14 protein-coding genes are annotated in these 16,665 nt (G+C 40.0%); 13 read left to right on the forward strand and 1 reads right to left on the reverse strand.

The features are described 5' to 3' along the window. Positions 1-142 precede the first annotated feature (142 nt). From ACVBAX_RS05325 to pyrE, 8 genes are read left to right on the forward strand one after another with little or no spacing between them, the layout of a single operon-like run. Positions 143-1,075, forward strand: coding sequence for an aspartate carbamoyltransferase catalytic subunit (locus tag ACVBAX_RS05325; RefSeq protein WP_430774053.1), 933 nt, complete (start codon positions 143-145; stop codon positions 1,073-1,075). Further along, a complete protein-coding gene (locus ACVBAX_RS05330) occupies positions 1,038-2,324 on the forward strand; it encodes a dihydroorotase (RefSeq protein ID WP_447116160.1) in 1,287 nt (428 codons plus the stop codon). Before ACVBAX_RS05325 ends, ACVBAX_RS05330 begins: the two co-directional genes overlap by 38 nt. Further along, positions 2,321-3,424, forward strand: coding sequence for a carbamoyl phosphate synthase small subunit (locus ACVBAX_RS05335; protein ID WP_430773854.1), 1,104 nt, complete (start codon positions 2,321-2,323; stop codon positions 3,422-3,424). The genes ACVBAX_RS05330 and ACVBAX_RS05335 overlap by 4 nt, the downstream gene beginning before the upstream one ends. Then, the gene (gene carB / locus ACVBAX_RS05340) at positions 3,403-6,618 is read left to right on the forward strand and encodes a carbamoyl-phosphate synthase large subunit (protein WP_447116161.1); all 3,216 of its coding nucleotides are present in this window, start codon (positions 3,403-3,405) and stop codon (positions 6,616-6,618) included. The genes ACVBAX_RS05335 and carB overlap by 22 nt, the downstream gene beginning before the upstream one ends. Next, entirely contained in the window at positions 6,615-7,394 is a 780-nt protein-coding gene (locus ACVBAX_RS05345; protein ID WP_447116162.1) for a dihydroorotate dehydrogenase electron transfer subunit, read from the forward strand. Before carB ends, ACVBAX_RS05345 begins: the two co-directional genes overlap by 4 nt. Next, positions 7,391-8,332: a dihydroorotate dehydrogenase gene (locus ACVBAX_RS05350; RefSeq protein ID WP_430773857.1), complete on the forward strand. Its 942-nt coding sequence runs from the start codon at positions 7,391-7,393 to the stop codon at positions 8,330-8,332. Before ACVBAX_RS05345 ends, ACVBAX_RS05350 begins: the two co-directional genes overlap by 4 nt. Continuing rightward, entirely contained in the window at positions 8,304-9,035 is a 732-nt protein-coding gene (gene pyrF / locus ACVBAX_RS05355; RefSeq protein ID WP_447116163.1) for an orotidine-5'-phosphate decarboxylase, read from the forward strand. The genes ACVBAX_RS05350 and pyrF overlap by 29 nt, the downstream gene beginning before the upstream one ends. Then, entirely contained in the window at positions 9,016-9,651 is a 636-nt protein-coding gene (gene pyrE / locus ACVBAX_RS05360; RefSeq protein WP_430773859.1) for an orotate phosphoribosyltransferase, read from the forward strand. Before pyrF ends, pyrE begins: the two co-directional genes overlap by 20 nt. Before the next feature lie 80 nt (positions 9,652-9,731). Here pyrE and ACVBAX_RS05365 read toward each other — a convergent pair whose 3' ends face one another. Further along, a complete protein-coding gene (locus tag ACVBAX_RS05365; RefSeq protein WP_447116164.1) occupies positions 9,732-11,441 on the reverse strand; it encodes an Rqc2 family fibronectin-binding protein in 1,710 nt (569 codons plus the stop codon). A 342-nt stretch (positions 11,442-11,783) separates the two neighbouring features. Here ACVBAX_RS05365 and ACVBAX_RS05370 point away from each other — a divergent pair, with 342 nt between their 5' ends. From ACVBAX_RS05370 to rpoZ, 5 genes are all read left to right on the forward strand, one after another. Further along, positions 11,784-14,462: a calcium-translocating P-type ATPase, SERCA-type gene (locus ACVBAX_RS05370; protein WP_447116165.1), complete on the forward strand. Its 2,679-nt coding sequence runs from the start codon at positions 11,784-11,786 to the stop codon at positions 14,460-14,462. A 70-nt stretch (positions 14,463-14,532) separates the two neighbouring features. Beyond that, positions 14,533-15,417 (forward strand): YicC/YloC family endoribonuclease, encoded by an 885-nt coding sequence (locus tag ACVBAX_RS05375; protein WP_447116166.1) that lies wholly within the window; start codon positions 14,533-14,535, stop codon positions 15,415-15,417. Positions 15,418-15,476: 59 nt separating this feature from the next. Further along, complete coding sequence (gene remA / locus ACVBAX_RS05380) at positions 15,477-15,740, forward strand: extracellular matrix/biofilm regulator RemA (protein ID WP_066053091.1); 264 nt, start codon at positions 15,477-15,479, stop codon at positions 15,738-15,740. 10 nt (positions 15,741-15,750) lie between these two features. Then, on the forward strand, positions 15,751-16,365 hold the full coding sequence (gmk, locus tag ACVBAX_RS05385; RefSeq protein ID WP_447116167.1) for a guanylate kinase: 615 nt from the start codon (positions 15,751-15,753) through the stop codon (positions 16,363-16,365). Between the two features lie 3 nt (positions 16,366-16,368). Further along, positions 16,369-16,581: a DNA-directed RNA polymerase subunit omega gene (gene rpoZ / locus ACVBAX_RS05390; protein ID WP_119707491.1), complete on the forward strand. Its 213-nt coding sequence runs from the start codon at positions 16,369-16,371 to the stop codon at positions 16,579-16,581. Positions 16,582-16,665: the final 84 nt, after the last annotated feature.

The following is a 16,665-nucleotide window of genomic DNA, read 5'->3' on the forward strand; positions in this document are numbered from 1 at the left end:
AGTCCAGAGAGGCTTGTAAGGGTGCATAGGAGAAGTGGAGATACCTTAATCTGGTGTGTTCTGCTTCTGCCTATCTGCATAGCACCCTGGCAAAGTAGTCAGGGTGCTATTTTTCTACATAAACCACAAAAGGAGTGTTTTGATCATGAATCTGCTTACTACTTCAGAGCTTTCCGTTACCGAGATATACGACATCCTTGCAGAGGCGAAAAAATTTTCTGAGGGAGCTGCGTGGCAGCCTAATCAATCTTCCTTTGTTGCAAACTTGTTTTTTGAACCGAGCACTAGAACAAAATGTAGTTTTGAAATTGCTGAAAGAAGACTGGGCTTAAACATTATTCCATTTGAAACACACTCATCAAGTATTACTAAAGGAGAAACACTTTATGATACGGTTCGAACTTTAGAATCCATAGGGGTGCAGGCAGTGGTCATTCGCCACACAGAAGATGAGTACTTCAAGCAGCTAGTTGGCAAAACAAACGTTAAAATAATTAACGCTGGAGATGGATGTGGTCATCATCCAACTCAATCGTTGCTCGACTTACTAACGATTTACGAAGAATATGGACATTTTCAAGGCCTTAAGATAGGAATTGTGGGAGACCTAATACACAGCCGTGTGGCAAGGTCAAATGCGATTGCCCTTCACCGATTAGGAGCAGAGATCGTATTCTCAGGACCAAAAGAATGGATTGACCAAGAGCTTTTACAATATGGAAGGTATGAAGATATTGATACGTTAACAGAAACTGTTGATGTGCTCATGCTCCTCCGTATCCAACACGAAAGACATCAAGTTGGTGGAGAAACAATTGATTATCACCAAGCTTTTGGATTAACAGTAGATAGAGAAAAACGAATGAAACAAGGAAGCATTATTATGCATCCAGCACCAGTAAATAGAGATGTAGAAATAGCTGATAGTCTAGTAGAATGCGAGCGTTCGAGAATCTTTAAGCAAATGGAAAATGGCGTTTACGTTCGTATGGCAGTATTAAAAAGAGCATTACAACAATCTGAAGGGGGAAAATACAATGACAATTCTCATCAAAAATGGTCAATGGCTTACTGATAAAGGACAAAAAGAGGCAGTCGATATTTTAATAAAAGACGAAAAGATTGCAGCGATTGGTCCGGATCTTCAAGCTGAGGATGCAGAGATCATAGATGCAACAAGATTGCTCGTATCTCCTGGGTTTGTTGACTTGCATGTTCATTTACGTGAACCAGGGGGAGAGAAGAAAGAAACGATTGCTACGGGTACACTAGCGGCAGCTCGTGGAGGATTTACAACGATTGCAGCTATGCCTAATACAAGGCCGGTTCCAGATTCAGTCGAAACTCTTCAAAATTTAAATAACCGAATTGCAGAAACAGGTGCTGTTCGAGTGCTACCATATGCTTCGATTACCATTCGAGAGTTAGGAAAGGAACTGACTGATTTTGCCGCATTAAAAGAAGAAGGAGCATTCGCCTTCACAGATGACGGAGTAGGGGTCCAATCAGCAGATATGATGTTACAAGCGATGCAGCTTGCGGCAAGTGTAGATATGCCAATCGTAGCACATTGCGAAGAAAACACGTTAATTCATAAAGGGTCTGTACATGAAGGGGAATTTTCAAAAAAACATGGGTTAAACGGAATTCCATCTGTGTGTGAATCGGTTCATATTGCTAGAGACGTATTATTAGCAGAAGCAGCAAACTGTCATTACCATGTGTGCCATATTAGTACGAAAGAATCAGTTCGTGTGGTACGTGACGCTAAGCGTGCAGGGATTCGCGTAACTGCAGAAGTAACACCGCATCATCTACTATTATGTGATGAGGATATTCCAGGATTAGATACAAACTATAAAATGAACCCTCCGCTAAGAGGAAAAGCTGATCGTGAGGCATTAATTGAAGGTCTCCTTGATGGAACGATTGATTTTATTGCCACAGACCATGCTCCTCATACAGCTGAAGAAAAAGCAGAGGGAATGGCTCTCGCACCATTTGGAATCGTTGGGTTAGAAACTGCATTCCCACTTTTATATACAAATCTTGTTGAAAAAGGAATTTTAACAGAAAAGCAGTTAGTAGATTTCTTAACAGTGAAGCCGGCTCAGGCATTTGACTTACCATATGGAAAGCTTGAGGTTGGAGCTGTCGCTGATTTAGTACTTGTAGATCTAACAGAAGAAGAAAGTATTGATCCAAATACTTTTTTATCAAAAGGAAGAAACACTCCATTTGGTGGATGGGAGTGTAAAGGATGGCCAGTAGTAACAATCGCAGCTGGGAAAATCGCATGGAAAAGAGGGTATGTAACAGTATGAAAAGGCAATTAATTCTAGAAAACGGTACAGTTTTTATCGGAAAAGCTTTTGGAAGTGACACAGAAAAAATGGGAGAAGTCGTGTTTAACACAGGAATGACTGGTTACCAAGAAATTCTCTCTGACCCATCTTACTGTGGACAAATCGTTACCTTTACGTATCCGCTTGTTGGAAATTACGGAATTAATCGTGATGATTTTGAATCAATTTCTCCGTCTGTTCATGGAATGGTTGTGAAGGAAGCGGCAGAGTTTGCATCGAACTGGAGAAATGAAAAAACATTAGATGAATTATTAAAAGAAAAGAATATTCCTGGAATTTCAGGTGTGGATACAAGAAAGCTTACAAGAATCATTCGACAATATGGGGCACTAAAGGGCGCTATCTGTTCGATCGATGCAAGTGTTGAGGAAGTGCTTGAAGGGCTAAAAGCACCTTTTAGAAACGATCAAGTAAAGCAAGTTTCCACAAAATCTGCTTATGCAAGCCCTGGTAGAGGAAGAAGAATCGTTCTTGTTGATTTTGGAATGAAGCATGGAATTTTACGCGAATTAAATAAGCGTGATTGTGACGTAATCGTTGTTCCTTATAACACAACAGCTGAAGAGATCAAACGATTGAAGCCAGACGGAGTGATGCTTTCGAATGGACCTGGAGACCCTAAGGATGTTCCAGAAGCAATTGAAATGATTCAACAAATAATTGGACATGTTCCACTGTTTGGAATTTGCTTAGGCCATCAGTTGTTTGCCTTAGCATGTGGAGCAAACACTGTTAAGTTGAAATTTGGACATAGAGGTTCGAATCATCCGGTAAAGGATTTGGCAACAGGAAAAGTAGCTCTTACATCACAAAATCACGGGTACACAGTTGAAGAAGAATCACTTCAAGGAACTTCTCTAGAAGTTACACATATCGCCTTAAATGACGGTACGGTTGAAGGATTAAAGCATAAAGAAGCAAAAGCATTTACAGTCCAGTATCATCCGGAAGCATCACCTGGACCAGAGGATGCAAATTATTTATTCGAACAGTTTTTACAGTTGATTGAGACAGAAAAAGAGGAAGGTGCAATCGAATGCCAAAGCGTACAGATATAAAAAGCATACTAGTTATCGGATCAGGTCCCATCGTCATTGGGCAAGCAGCAGAATTTGATTATGCAGGTACTCAAGCATGTATCGCATTAAAAGAAGAAGGGTACCGTGTTATCTTAGTTAACTCTAACCCAGCAACAATTATGACAGATACTACGATGGCAGATGCTGTGTATATTGAGCCACTAACTTTGGAGTTCGTTAGCACAATCATCCGAAAAGAACGTCCAGATGCACTTGTCCCAACACTTGGAGGACAAACAGGATTAAACCTAGCAGTAGAGTTAGCTAACTCTGGAGTTCTTGAAGAATGTAATGTAGAAATCTTAGGTACTAAGCTTTCAGCCATTGAGCAAGCGGAGGATCGTGATTTATTCCGTACATTAATGAATGACTTAGGCGAGCCAGTACCTGAAAGTGAAATTATTCATAACCTTGAAGAAGCATATGACTTCGTTGCACAAATTGGTTACCCAGTTATCGTTCGTCCAGCGTTTACACTCGGTGGAACGGGTGGAGGCATCTGTCATAACGAAGAGGAATTGGTTGAAACCGTAACAAGTGGGTTAAAAAATAGCCCAGTTACACAATGTTTATTAGAGAAGAGTATTGCTGGCTTTAAAGAAATTGAATACGAAGTGATGAGAGATGCTAATGACAATGCAATCGTTGTTTGTAATATGGAAAACATCGATCCAGTAGGTGTTCATACAGGAGATTCAATTGTTGTAGCACCGAGTCAAACGCTAAGTGATCGCGAGTATCAAATGCTTAGAAACACATCATTAAAAATTATCCGTGCCCTCGGAATTGAGGGTGGATGTAACGTACAGCTGGCATTAGATCCTGACAGCTATGATTATTACATCATTGAAGTAAATCCTCGTGTGAGTAGATCCTCTGCTCTTGCATCAAAAGCAACAGGATATCCGATTGCTAAGCTTGCTGCAAAAATCGCGGTTGGGTTAACGCTTGATGAAATGATGAACCCTGTAACAGGAAAAACCTATGCAAGTTTCGAACCTGCACTTGATTATATTGTTTCAAAAATTCCAAGATGGCCTTTTGATAAGTTCGAAAGTGCTAACCGTACACTAGGTACACAAATGAAGGCTACCGGTGAAGTAATGGCGATTGGTCGTACCTTTGAGGAATCTTTATTAAAAGCAATTCGTTCACTTGAAGCGAATGTGTTCCACTTCTCACTAAACGAAGCAGATGAAATTTCTGATGAGTTACTTGAGAAACGAATTCGTAAAGCTGGAGATGAGCGCCTATTCTATATCGGAGAAGCATTAAGACGTGGCGTTACGATCGAAACCATCCATGCATGGAGCAAAATTGATTTATTCTTCCTTGCGAAATTTGCTAAGATTGTTGATTTCGAAGCAAAGTTACAAGCTCTTCCATTTGACGAGGAAATCACGAGAGAAGCAAAGGAGCTAGGTTTTGCTGACAGTACTCTTGCGAAACTTTGGTCTACAAACGAGCGCGCTATATATGACTGGAGAGTAGAAAAAGGAATCGTTCCTGTATACAAAATGGTTGATACATGCGCTGCTGAGTTTGAGTCAGAAACTCCATATTACTACGGAACGTATGAAGATGAAAATGAATCGATTGTTACTGAACGTGAAAGTGTAATTGTGCTTGGTTCTGGGCCAATCCGAATCGGTCAAGGGATTGAATTTGATTACTCAACGGTTCATGCGGTTTGGGCCATTCAAGAGGCTGGATATGAAGCCATCATCATTAATAATAATCCTGAAACAGTATCAACTGACTTCAGTATCTCTGATAAGCTTTACTTTGAGCCTTTAACAATCGAAGATGTTATGCATGTTATTGATTTAGAAAAACCAGCTGGTGTGGTTGTCCAATTCGGTGGACAAACAGCGATTAACTTAGCTTCTAAGCTTGTTGAAAGAGGGGTTAAGATTCTAGGTACGAGCTTGGATGATCTCGATCGTGCAGAAAATCGCGACCGCTTTGAAGCTGCATTGCAAGAGCTAGGAATTCCTCAACCGTTAGGAAAAACGGCAAGAACAGCCGCTGAAGCTGCAGTAATTGCTAACTCAATCGGATATCCGGTTTTGGTTCGTCCATCATATGTACTTGGTGGTAGAGCAATGCAAATCGTTTACCAAGAAGCTGAGTTATTGCAATACATGAAAGAAGCAGTAAAGATTAATCCAGAGCATCCGATATTAATTGACCGTTACCTAACTGGAAAAGAAATAGAAGTAGATGCGATTTGCGATGGTGAAACAGTAATTATTCCAGGGATTATGGAGCATATTGAAAGAGCAGGAGTTCACTCTGGAGACTCAATCGCTGTGTACCCGCCACAAAGCATATCACAAGCAGTGAAAGACAAGCTTGTTGATTACACCATTCGTATGGCAAAAGGTTTAGGAATCATTGGACTTTTCAACATTCAATACGTTGTTTCAAAAGAAGAAGTGTATGTGTTGGAAGTAAATCCTCGTTCAAGTCGTACGGTGCCATTCTTAAGTAAAATCACAAATATACCAATGGCAAATCTGGCGACAAAAGCGATTCTTGGATTATCGCTAAAGGAGCAGGGCTATGAGACAGGACTGGTTGAAGAAAAGCAAGGTGTATTTGTTAAAGTACCTGTGTTCTCATTTGCTAAGCTAAGACGAGTTGATATTACTTTAGGACCAGAAATGAAGTCCACTGGTGAGGTAATGGGGAAAGACCATACGCTTGAAAAAGCACTATATAAAGGCTTAGTTGCTTCAGGAATGAAAATCCAAGGATTTGGTTCAGTTCTTATGACGATTGCTGACAAAGATAAGCAAGAAGCTTTAGGGATCGCAAAGCGCTTCTTCTCAATCGGATTCCAAGTAATGGCAACAGAAGGGACAGCAAAGTTCTTCCAAGAACAAGGAATTCCAGTGAAGGTTGTTGAGAAGATTGGTGGAGGCCATCCGGATATTGTTGATGTAATCCGTAACGGGCAAGCGCAATTTGTCATTAACACATTAACAAAAGGAAAGCAGCCAGAACGTGATGGATTTAGAATTCGTAGAGAATCAGTTGAAAACGGTGTTCCTTGCTTAACTTCATTAGATACAGCAGAGGCCATTTTACGAGTAATTGAATCAATGAATTTTTCAGCTGAGGCGATGGAAAAAAGTCCCGCAAACAGCAGGGAGGCAGTACTACTATGATTCGTAATGAGGAATGTATCGTACTTTCCAATCAAGAAATAGCTCACAATATATTTGAGCTCACCCTTAAGGGTGAGCTCGTCCAACAGATGAATGAACCAGGTCAATTTGTACATCTAAAAGTTAGTGATAGTGTAGATCCACTTTTGCGTAGACCAATTAGTATTGCAAAAATCGACCAAGCAAATGACATGTTTACGATGATTTTCCGGGCAGAAGGTACTGGAACAAAGCTGCTTGCACAGAAAAAAGTCGGAGATGTTATAGACGTTCTAGGGCCATTAGGAAATGGATTTCCTGTAGAGGAAGCAAAGGCTGGATCAACCGCCCTTTTAGTAGGTGGTGGAATTGGTGTGCCTCCACTATATGAATTATCTCTAAGGCTAAAGATGCGAAATGTGAATGTCATTCATGTGTTAGGCTTTGCAACAAAGGATGCGGTATTTTACGAGGAGAAATTTGCTGAATTAGGTGATACGTATATCGTAACGGTTGATGGAACTCATGGGGAGAAAGGATTTGTAACGGATGTGATCTCCGCACAGAATCTTTCATTTGATACATTGTACACATGTGGTCCTACCCCGATGTTACGAGCATTAGAGGCCGCTTATCCAGAGAAAAAAGTATACCTTTCTCTTGAAGAGCGAATGGGCTGTGGAATTGGTGCTTGCTTTGCCTGCGTATGTAGAACACAGGAAGATCCTACAGGATATGCGTATAAAAAGGTTTGTACGGATGGGCCAGTGTTTAAAGGAGGGGAGGTTCTTATATGAGTCAATTAGCGGTGAACCTACCTGGTTTACAATTAAAAAACCCAATCATGCCTGCGTCAGGATGCTTTGGATTCGGTAGAGAGTATAGTCAGTTTTATGATTTAAGTACATTAGGCTCCATCATGATTAAAGCAACAACCGTAGAACCTCGGTTTGGGAATCCAACTCCACGGGTAGCAGAGACAACTGCTGGGATGTTAAATGCGATTGGTTTACAAAATCCTGGCCTTAAAAAGGTGATTGATGAGGAGTTAGCTTGGTTAGACCAATTTGATGTTCCGATCATCGCAAATGTAGCTGGCTCACTTGAAGAGGACTATATTGAAGTTGCACGTGAAATTTCAAAGGTAAGTAATGTTCATGCTCTTGAACTGAATATCTCTTGCCCAAATGTAAAAACAGGTGGTATTGCTTTTGGAACGATTCCTGAAGTAGCAAAGGAATTAACGAAGAAGGTGAAAGAGGTATCAAGTGTACCTGTTTATGTCAAGCTTTCACCGAATGTATCGAATATCGTTGAGATGGCAAAGGCTGTTGAGGCAGGCGGTGCGGACGGTTTAACCATGATAAATACTTTAATTGGCATGAGGCTTGATTTGAAGACAGGTAAGCCTGTGCTCGCTAATAATACAGGTGGACTTTCAGGCCCAGCTATTAAACCGGTTGCGATTCGAATGATTTATGAGGTAAGTCAGCACGTAAATATTCCTATTATCGGGATGGGTGGCGTTCAATCGGCAGAAGATGTGATTGAATTTTTTTATGCCGGAGCGAGCGCAGTAGCAGTTGGTACAGCTAATTTTGTGGATCCGCTTGTATGTCCGAAAATCATTGAACAACTTCCATCGTTATTAAATGAACTTGGATTTGATCATATTTCAGAATGTACGGGAAGGAGCTGGAAAAAGAATGAAAAATTCGCTAATCATCGCGCTTGATTTTCCAGATAAAAATGATGTGTACGGTTTTTTAAAGAAATTTACTAACGAGCAACTATTCGTTAAAGTTGGCATGGAGCTTTTCTATAAAGAAGGACCTGCTATGGTTAAAGAACTAAAGGAAATGGGTCATGATATTTTCTTAGATTTAAAATTGCACGATATTCCAAATACAGTAGGTCGGGCCATGAGAAATCTAGCTAGCCTAGGCTGTGACTTAGTGAATGTTCATGCGGCAGGCGGAAAAGAAATGATGATGGCAGCTGTAGAAGGACTTGAGGCTGGAACGGCTTCAGGTGCGAAAAGACCAAGCATCATCGCAGTAACACAGTTAACAAGTACATCAGAAGAACAAATGAAGGGTGAACAATTAATTTCAGTGAGCCTCGAACAATCCGTTCTTCATTATGCAAAGGTAACGAAGGATGCAGGACTTGATGGTGTGGTTTGCTCTTCAAATGAAGTGAAGCTCATCCGCGAACAATTAGGTGAACACTTCTTAACGGTTACACCGGGAATTCGGATGAGTTCGGAGTCAGTTGGTGACCAAAAGAGAGTAGCCACTCCTGAGTTTGCTAGGAACGCAGGTGTTTCTATGATTGTTGTAGGTCGCTCCATTACAAGAGCCGAAGATCCGGTACTAGCTTATCAGCTTTACAAAAACGCTTGGGAGGGAAAAGTATATGAAACAAAAAATAGCTAACACACTTTTAGAAATCGGAGCAGTCTCGTTACAACCGAACGATCCTTTTACTTGGACATCAGGAATTAAATCACCTATTTATTGTGATAACAGACTTACTTTATCTTTTCCTGAAGCAAGAAGAGAGATTGCAGCTGGACTCAAGGCACTTATACTTAAGCACTTCCCTGACACAGAAATGGTAGCTGGAACAGCAACTGCTGGAATTCCTCATGCAGCATGGGTAAGTGAATTACTTGATTTACCGATGAGCTATGTCCGTTCATCAGCTAAAGGGCATGGCAAAGGAAATCAGATAGAAGGTCGTGTCGTTGCAGGACAAAAAGTAGTAGTAGTGGAAGACTTAATCTCAACAGGCGGTAGCGTAATTACAGCAGTTGATGCATTAAGAGAAGCGGGTTGTGAAGTATTAGGAGTCGTTTCTATCTTTACGTATGAACTGGAAAAAGGGAAAAAGCTATTAGAGGAAGCAAACATAAAGACATATTCACTTACGGATTTCTCAACATTAGTAGATGTAGCATTAGCGGCTGGAAAAATCGAAGAAGATGCAGTAGCTAGTCTTCGTAGCTGGAGCCAAGACCCAACAGCTTGGAAACCGGTGGTAAAAGCATAATAAAATGAAGAAAAAAGAGTGTCCACCCCAGACGGACAAAAGTAGTAAATCTGTCCATTTGGGGTGTCTGACACCCTTTTTTATTTTTTTAACTGGATAATAAGGTTTTCGTCAGGTGTGACATATACTGTTTGTTGATTGTCATATATGACGAAGCCTGGTTTTGCTCCATTTGGTTTTTTTACATGTCTAACTTGTGTGAAGTCAACGGGAACCGAGCTTGAGTTTCGTGCTTTACTAAAGTAGGAAGCGATATTGGCTGCTTCTAAAATGGTACTATCACTTGGAGTTTTGCTTCGAATGACAACATGTGACCCAGGAATATCCTTAGTATGAAGCCATATATCGTCACGACTAGCTACTTTGTTTGTTAAATAATCGTTTTGCTTATTGTTTTTTCCTACGAGGATGTCTGTTCCGTCGGAGGATACATATTGATCAAGCACTGGCTTTGCTACAATTTGCTTTTTTGATTTATTTTTGTGTCGGTCACGAATATATCCTTCTTCAATTAACTCTTGACGGATTTCCTCAATATCTTTGATAGAGGCGGTCTCCATTTGTTGAATTAATGTCTCAAAATACAGCACTTCCTCGTTTGCTTTTTCAATTTGTTCTTGAACAATTCTACGTGCTGTTTTTGCTTTTTGATACTTTGTAAAGTATCGCTGCGCATTGTCTGATGGTGACTTCTGTGGATCGAGTGGAATGGTAACCATTCCAGCATTCTCATCATAATAATTAATAACCTCGACGGATGTCATACCTTTTTCAACAGCATAGAGATTGGCGGTTAATAACTCCCCAAATAATTGAAACTCCTCTGCATTTTGTGCATCTACCAATGTTTTATGAAGCTTATCGATTTTCTTCTTGTTTTTATCACGTTCATTAATAATCAATCGTTCCAGATCATTTCCTTGCTGCTTCACACGGTCTCTTTCGGCTTTCCCAAAATAAAAACGGTCGAGCATATCGCTCATATTAGAAAACGTCTGAACTTCACCTGATGTATGAGTCATCGGGAAAAGGTAAAACATTTCTTTTCCGTGAGCACTCATAATTGATGGCTCATATTGATGGGTTTGAATTTTTTCCATGCGATTAATAAAAGCTTTGGGTAAGGTATTCCGGTTAACAATGCCTGCTTCATAGACGATTTCTCTTGCTAATAAAGGAGATAAACCAGCAAATTGTTCAACCAACTGCTTATCCATTTTTCCTGCATTAAAGTCCACTCTCTTTAACACATCCTCCTCTGTTGCCTCAAGAGGATTATATTTGTTTTGAGCAGGAGGAAGTTTGTACTCCTGACCAGGTAGAATGGCACGATGGCTGTTAAGAGCATATGAGACGTGCTTGATGCTGTCTAAAATCATGTTTCGTGTTTTATCAATTAAGATAATATTGCTATGGCGTCCCATAATTTCAATAACGAGTTGTTTGCTCGACAGATCACCGAGTTCGTTTCTTCCCTTCACATCCAAAACAATCATTCTTTCAAGTCCAACCTGATGAATATCCTCTAATATGTATCCTTCTAAATGCTTTCTTAATAACATGCAAAACATTGGAGGCTCATTTGGATTTTCATAAGACTCTTTGGTAATTTGTGCCCTCGCGTAACTAGGATGGACAGAAAGCAAAAGCTTATGGTTCTTTCCGCCCGCTCGAATAACCAGCACGATTTCATTTTTGAATGGCTGATGAATTTTATTAATACGTCCACCACGTAAAGCCTCAGAAAGCTCCTTCGTGATAGCACGCGTAAACAGTCCGTCAAATGACATAAGAAACATCCTTTTCTATAAGTTGCATTTCAAAAAAAAGCGTCGCTTCCACTTTTGTAATAATTATATCATTTTTTTGGACGAGGCTGAATAAGCTTAGTTTAGAGTGAGTTGGGACAACTCTGTAGACTAGTGGCAGTTTTCGCATTGCTTGTTGTTTTACGTACTAAGTGAGTTCCACGAATCTAATTACGTTTCGTGCTCTTTTCCTCAGAATGGAGTCTAAACATCCTGATTCAGTATGTAGAGGGATAGAAAAAACGTTAATTCCGGTTTTTTCTTGTTCCTATAGCAAACAAGTGAACGAAAAGAGCCTAATCAAAAGGAGGAAGGGATTGCCGGATGAAATTCCATGGAATGGATAAAAAGGAAGTAGAAAAAGCCTTAAATACTGATTACATGGTCGGATTATCTGAGGCTGATGCAGTAAATCGAATAAAACAACATGGATTCAACGAGCTAGAAGAAGGAGAAAAGCAGTCTGCTTTAATCTTATTCTTTAGTCAATTCAAAGACTTCATGGTTCTTGTTTTATTAGCAGCGACGTTAATTTCGGGACTGTTGGGTGAGTATATAGATGCGATTGCTATCATCGCGATTGTCATTATCAACGGATTTTTAGGTTTTTTCCAAGAGCGTAAAGCTGAACGTTCTCTTCAGGCACTAAAGGAGTTATCAGCACCACAAGTATACGTCTTAAGAGACGGGAACTGGATTAAAATTGCTTCAAGAGAAGTCGTACCAGGAGACATTTTACGATTTACAAGTGGCGACCGCATCGGGGCAGATGTGAGATTAATAGAAACCAATAGTTTAGAAATTGAGGAGTCAGCATTAACGGGAGAATCGTTACCTGTACAAAAAACAGATAACAAATTGCAAGAAGAAAACCTTGGTCTTGGTGATATGCAAAACATGGCCTTTATGGGGACGATGATCACGAGGGGAAGCGGTGTGGGAGTTGTCGTTGGAACCGGAATGAAAACAGCGATGGGACAAATTGCTGACTTACTGCAAAATGCGGAAACAATGGAAACACCTCTCCAGAGAAGATTAGAGCAATTAGGAAAAATTTTAATTACAGCAGCCCTTCTTTTAACTGTATTAGTTGTGATTGCAGGGGTATTTGGCGGGCACGATTTATATACAATGTTTTTAGCTGGGGTATCTCTAGCAGTAGCAGCGATTCCTGAGGGGCTACCTGCAATTGTAACAGTTGCTTTATCCCTTGGAGTTCAACGAATGATAAAGCAAAAAGCCATTGTTCGTAAGCTTCCCGCTGTTGAAACATTAGGTTGTGCTTCTGTTATTTGCTCTGATAAAACCGGAACGATGACACAGAATAAAATGACCGTTACCCATTTATGGAGCGGGGGAGAGGTTTCCCAAGTTGGTGGAGTTGGATATGAGCCAAGAGGCGAATTCTATCGGGGAGATCATAAGGTTTCCATAAAAGAAGAGAAAGCACTTCAGCAAATGTTAATGTTTGGTATGCTCTGTAACCATGCAGAAATCACTCAAAAGGGCAGTGAGTATGTTATTGATGGAGACCCTACAGAAGGCGCGCTTCTCGTATCTGCACTAAAAGCAGGATTTACAAGAGACCAACTTCACAAGCAATATGAGTTAGTAAAAGAATTTCCGTTTGATTCAGCCCGGAAAATGATGAGTGTTGTTGTGAAGGATACGAACGGAAGACAATTTATTGTCACAAAGGGTGCCCCAGACGTGTTAATTTCAAAAAGTGAATCAATCCTCTGGGAAAATCGTCGACAGTTTATGTCTCGTGACATGGAGGAAAAGGTAAAGGATGCCATTGAAGGGTTAGCATCTCAAGCATTACGAACGATAGCGATTGCTTACCGAGAGGTATCACCTGGAACGCTCATCCTTGATGAAAGAGAAGCAGAGAAGGATCTCACTTTTATCGGGTTACAAGGGATGATTGATCCACCTCGTCCAGAAGTGAAGCATGCAGTAAAAGAATGTAAAGAAGCAGGCATTAAGACCGTCATGATCACCGGAGATCATATCATTACAGCGAAGGCGATTGCCAAACAGCTAGGTATTTTAACACCAAAAAGTAAGGTGCTAGATGGTCATGCACTAAATGAAATGTCCGTAGAAGAACTAGAAGAAGTTGTGGATGATGTTTCAGTATTCGCACGTGTTTCTCCAGAACATAAGTTGAAGATTGTAAAAGCATTACAAAGTAGAGGTCATATCGTCGCGATGACTGGTGATGGGGTCAATGATGCGCCGGCTATTAAGGCAGCAGACATTGGTGTTGCAATGGGAATTACCGGTACAGATGTAGCGAAAGAAGCATCTGCATTAGTTCTTCTCGATGATAATTTTGCAACGATTAAAGCAGCGATTAAGGAAGGAAGGAATATTTACGAGAACATTCGTAAATTCATTCGTTATCTGCTTGCTTCCAATGTTGGTGAAATATTAGTGATGCTGTTTGCCATGTTGCTTGCACTCCCACTGCCTCTAGTGCCGATTCAAATTCTTTGGGTCAACCTAGTAACGGATGGATTACCAGCAATGGCGCTAGGTCTTGATCAGCCAGAGGAAAATGTGATGAAGCGTGGTCCGCGGAGTCCTAAAGAAGGAGTTTTTGCAAGAGGGTTAGGCTGGAAGGTTATCTCACGAGGTTTTTTAATTGGAATTTCTACTTTGCTTGCGTTCATCATTTCGTATAATGAAAATCCCGATGATTTAATCCATGCTCAAACAGTTGCTTTTGCTACTCTTGTTTTAGCCCAACTGATTCATGTTTTCGATTGCCGCAGTGAAAAATCAGTTTTCTCAAGAAATCCATTTGGAAACATGTATCTTGTATGGGCGGTTATTTCCTCATTAGCTTTAATGCTAGTAGTTATGTACTATCCGCCACTACAACCAATCTTCCATACCGTTCCACTTGCTCTTCGCGATTGGTTATTAGTCATTGGTTTTGCGTCCATCCCAACTTTTTTACTAGCAGGTTCATTTTTGGCAAGTAAAAATAAATAAAGTATGTTATAATCCAAAAGGTGATAGAGAAAGCTCTATTACCTTTTTCTATACTCAGGAAAGTTATGGGGTGTTGGGTTTGGTAAAAAGCATGACAGGCTTTGGTAGGAGCATCCGTAGCAACGAACATATCAAGGTAACTGTTGAGGTTAAAACGGTGAATCACCGATTTGCCGAATATCACTTCCGAATACCTAGAAGTATTTCTAACTTCGAGGATAAGCTTAAAAAGACGCTAAATGAATACATAAAAAGAGGAAGAATTGAGGTCTTCATTATCATAGAAGGTGAAGGACTTACAGATCGAAAACTCTTAGTCGATTGGAGTCTCTTAGAAGACTATCTTCAGTACATAAAGGAAATTCAAAAACGTTTTCAAATTAATGAAGATGTTTCATTAAAGGATATACTTAATCGTGACGAGATATTTAGTATTGAAGAGCAAGAATCTGGCACTGAGAGTATTGAAGAGCTTGTGTTAGATGCAAGCTTAGAGGCTGTTCAAAATTGTGTGAATATGCGTGAAGTGGAAGGGAAGGCATTGCAACAGGATATCCGCTCACATATTGAAAAGATACAATCGACTGTCCAAGCGCTTAGACAATATGCTCCTACAGTTGTTCTACAATATGCGAATCGATTAAAAAAGAGAATTCAAGAATATGTAGATCTGCAGTTGGATGAAGCGAGAATCGTGACTGAAATTGCTATTTTTGCAGATAAAGCAGATATCAATGAAGAGCTCACAAGACTCGATAGTCATGTTGTTCAATTTCATACCTTCCTAAATGATCAGGAGCCTGTTGGAAGAAAGCTTGATTTCCTTGTACAAGAGATGAATAGGGAAACAAATACAATTGGATCAAAGGCAAATGATGCAAAAATCGCTGCCGAAGTGGTGGAGTTAAAAAGCTTGATTGAAAAGATTAAGGAGCAGATTCAAAATATTGAATAGCTCTTGGTTTAGAAAAGCTTTAGGAAGGTAAAAATAATTCTTATGATTGGAGGACAATCATGTCAATTAAACTAATAAATATCGGTTTTGGAAACATCGTTTCTGCGAATCGAATTATTTCTATCGTTAGTCCCGAATCAGCTCCGATAAAAAGAATTATTCAAGATGCTAGGGATCGTGGTTCGTTAATAGATGCTACATATGGAAGAAGAACTCGTGCAGTAATTGTAATGGATAGTGACCATGTTATTCTTTCTGCGGTACAGCCAGAAACGGTTGCGGCCCGTTTAAATGATAAAGATGATATTATTGATGAAGGGTAGGAAAAGATTCATGCAAGAAAAAGGGTTATTAATTGTATTATCTGGACCCTCTGGAGTAGGAAAAGGTACGGTAAGGAAAGAGGTATTTTCACAGCCTGATACCGCCTTTGAATACTCTATTTCAATGACTACCCGTGCTCCAAGAGAAGGGGAAGTTGATGGAGTTGATTACTTCTTTAAGTCTAGAGAAGAATTTGAACAACTTATAAAAGAGGAAAAGCTACTTGAGTATGCCGAATTTGTGGACAATTACTACGGTACACCCGTTGATTACGTCAGACAAACATTAGATAGTGGAAAAGACGTATTCTTGGAAATTGAAGTACAAGGTGCGAGACAGGTTAGAAAGAAGTTTCCGGATGGACTTTTTATTTTCCTCGTTCCGCCAAGTTTATCTGAGTTGAAAAACCGGATTGTCACACGTGGTACGGAAACTGAGGATGTAATCAACAATCGAATGAATGCAGCACGAGAAGAATTAGAAATGATGCATTTGTATGATTATGTTGTGGAAAACGACCAAGTCGACAGAGCTGTTGAGAGAATTAAAGCAATCGTCGTTGCCGAGCATTTACGTCGTGAACGAGTAGAACCTAGATATAGAAGAATTTTGGAGGTAGATTAATCCATGTTATATCCATCAATTGATTCATTAATGACAAAAATTGACTCAAAGTATTCACTAGTTTCGGTTGCTGCAAAAAGAGCACGAAAGCTACAACAAGGAGAAAACCTGCACTTAGATAAGTATGTTTCTCATAAGCAGGTTGGAAAAGCTTTAGAAGAAATTCATGCCGATAAGCTTACTTACCGTATCGTAAAAGACGAATCAGCTGAATAAAAACGGGGAACAACCTAAATTTTAGGTTGTTTTTTGTTTTAAAGATGCAAATGAGGTTAGGTTCTTGCATAATGGAAGAAAGAT

The organism is Robertmurraya sp. GLU-23 (genome assembly GCF_052983275.1).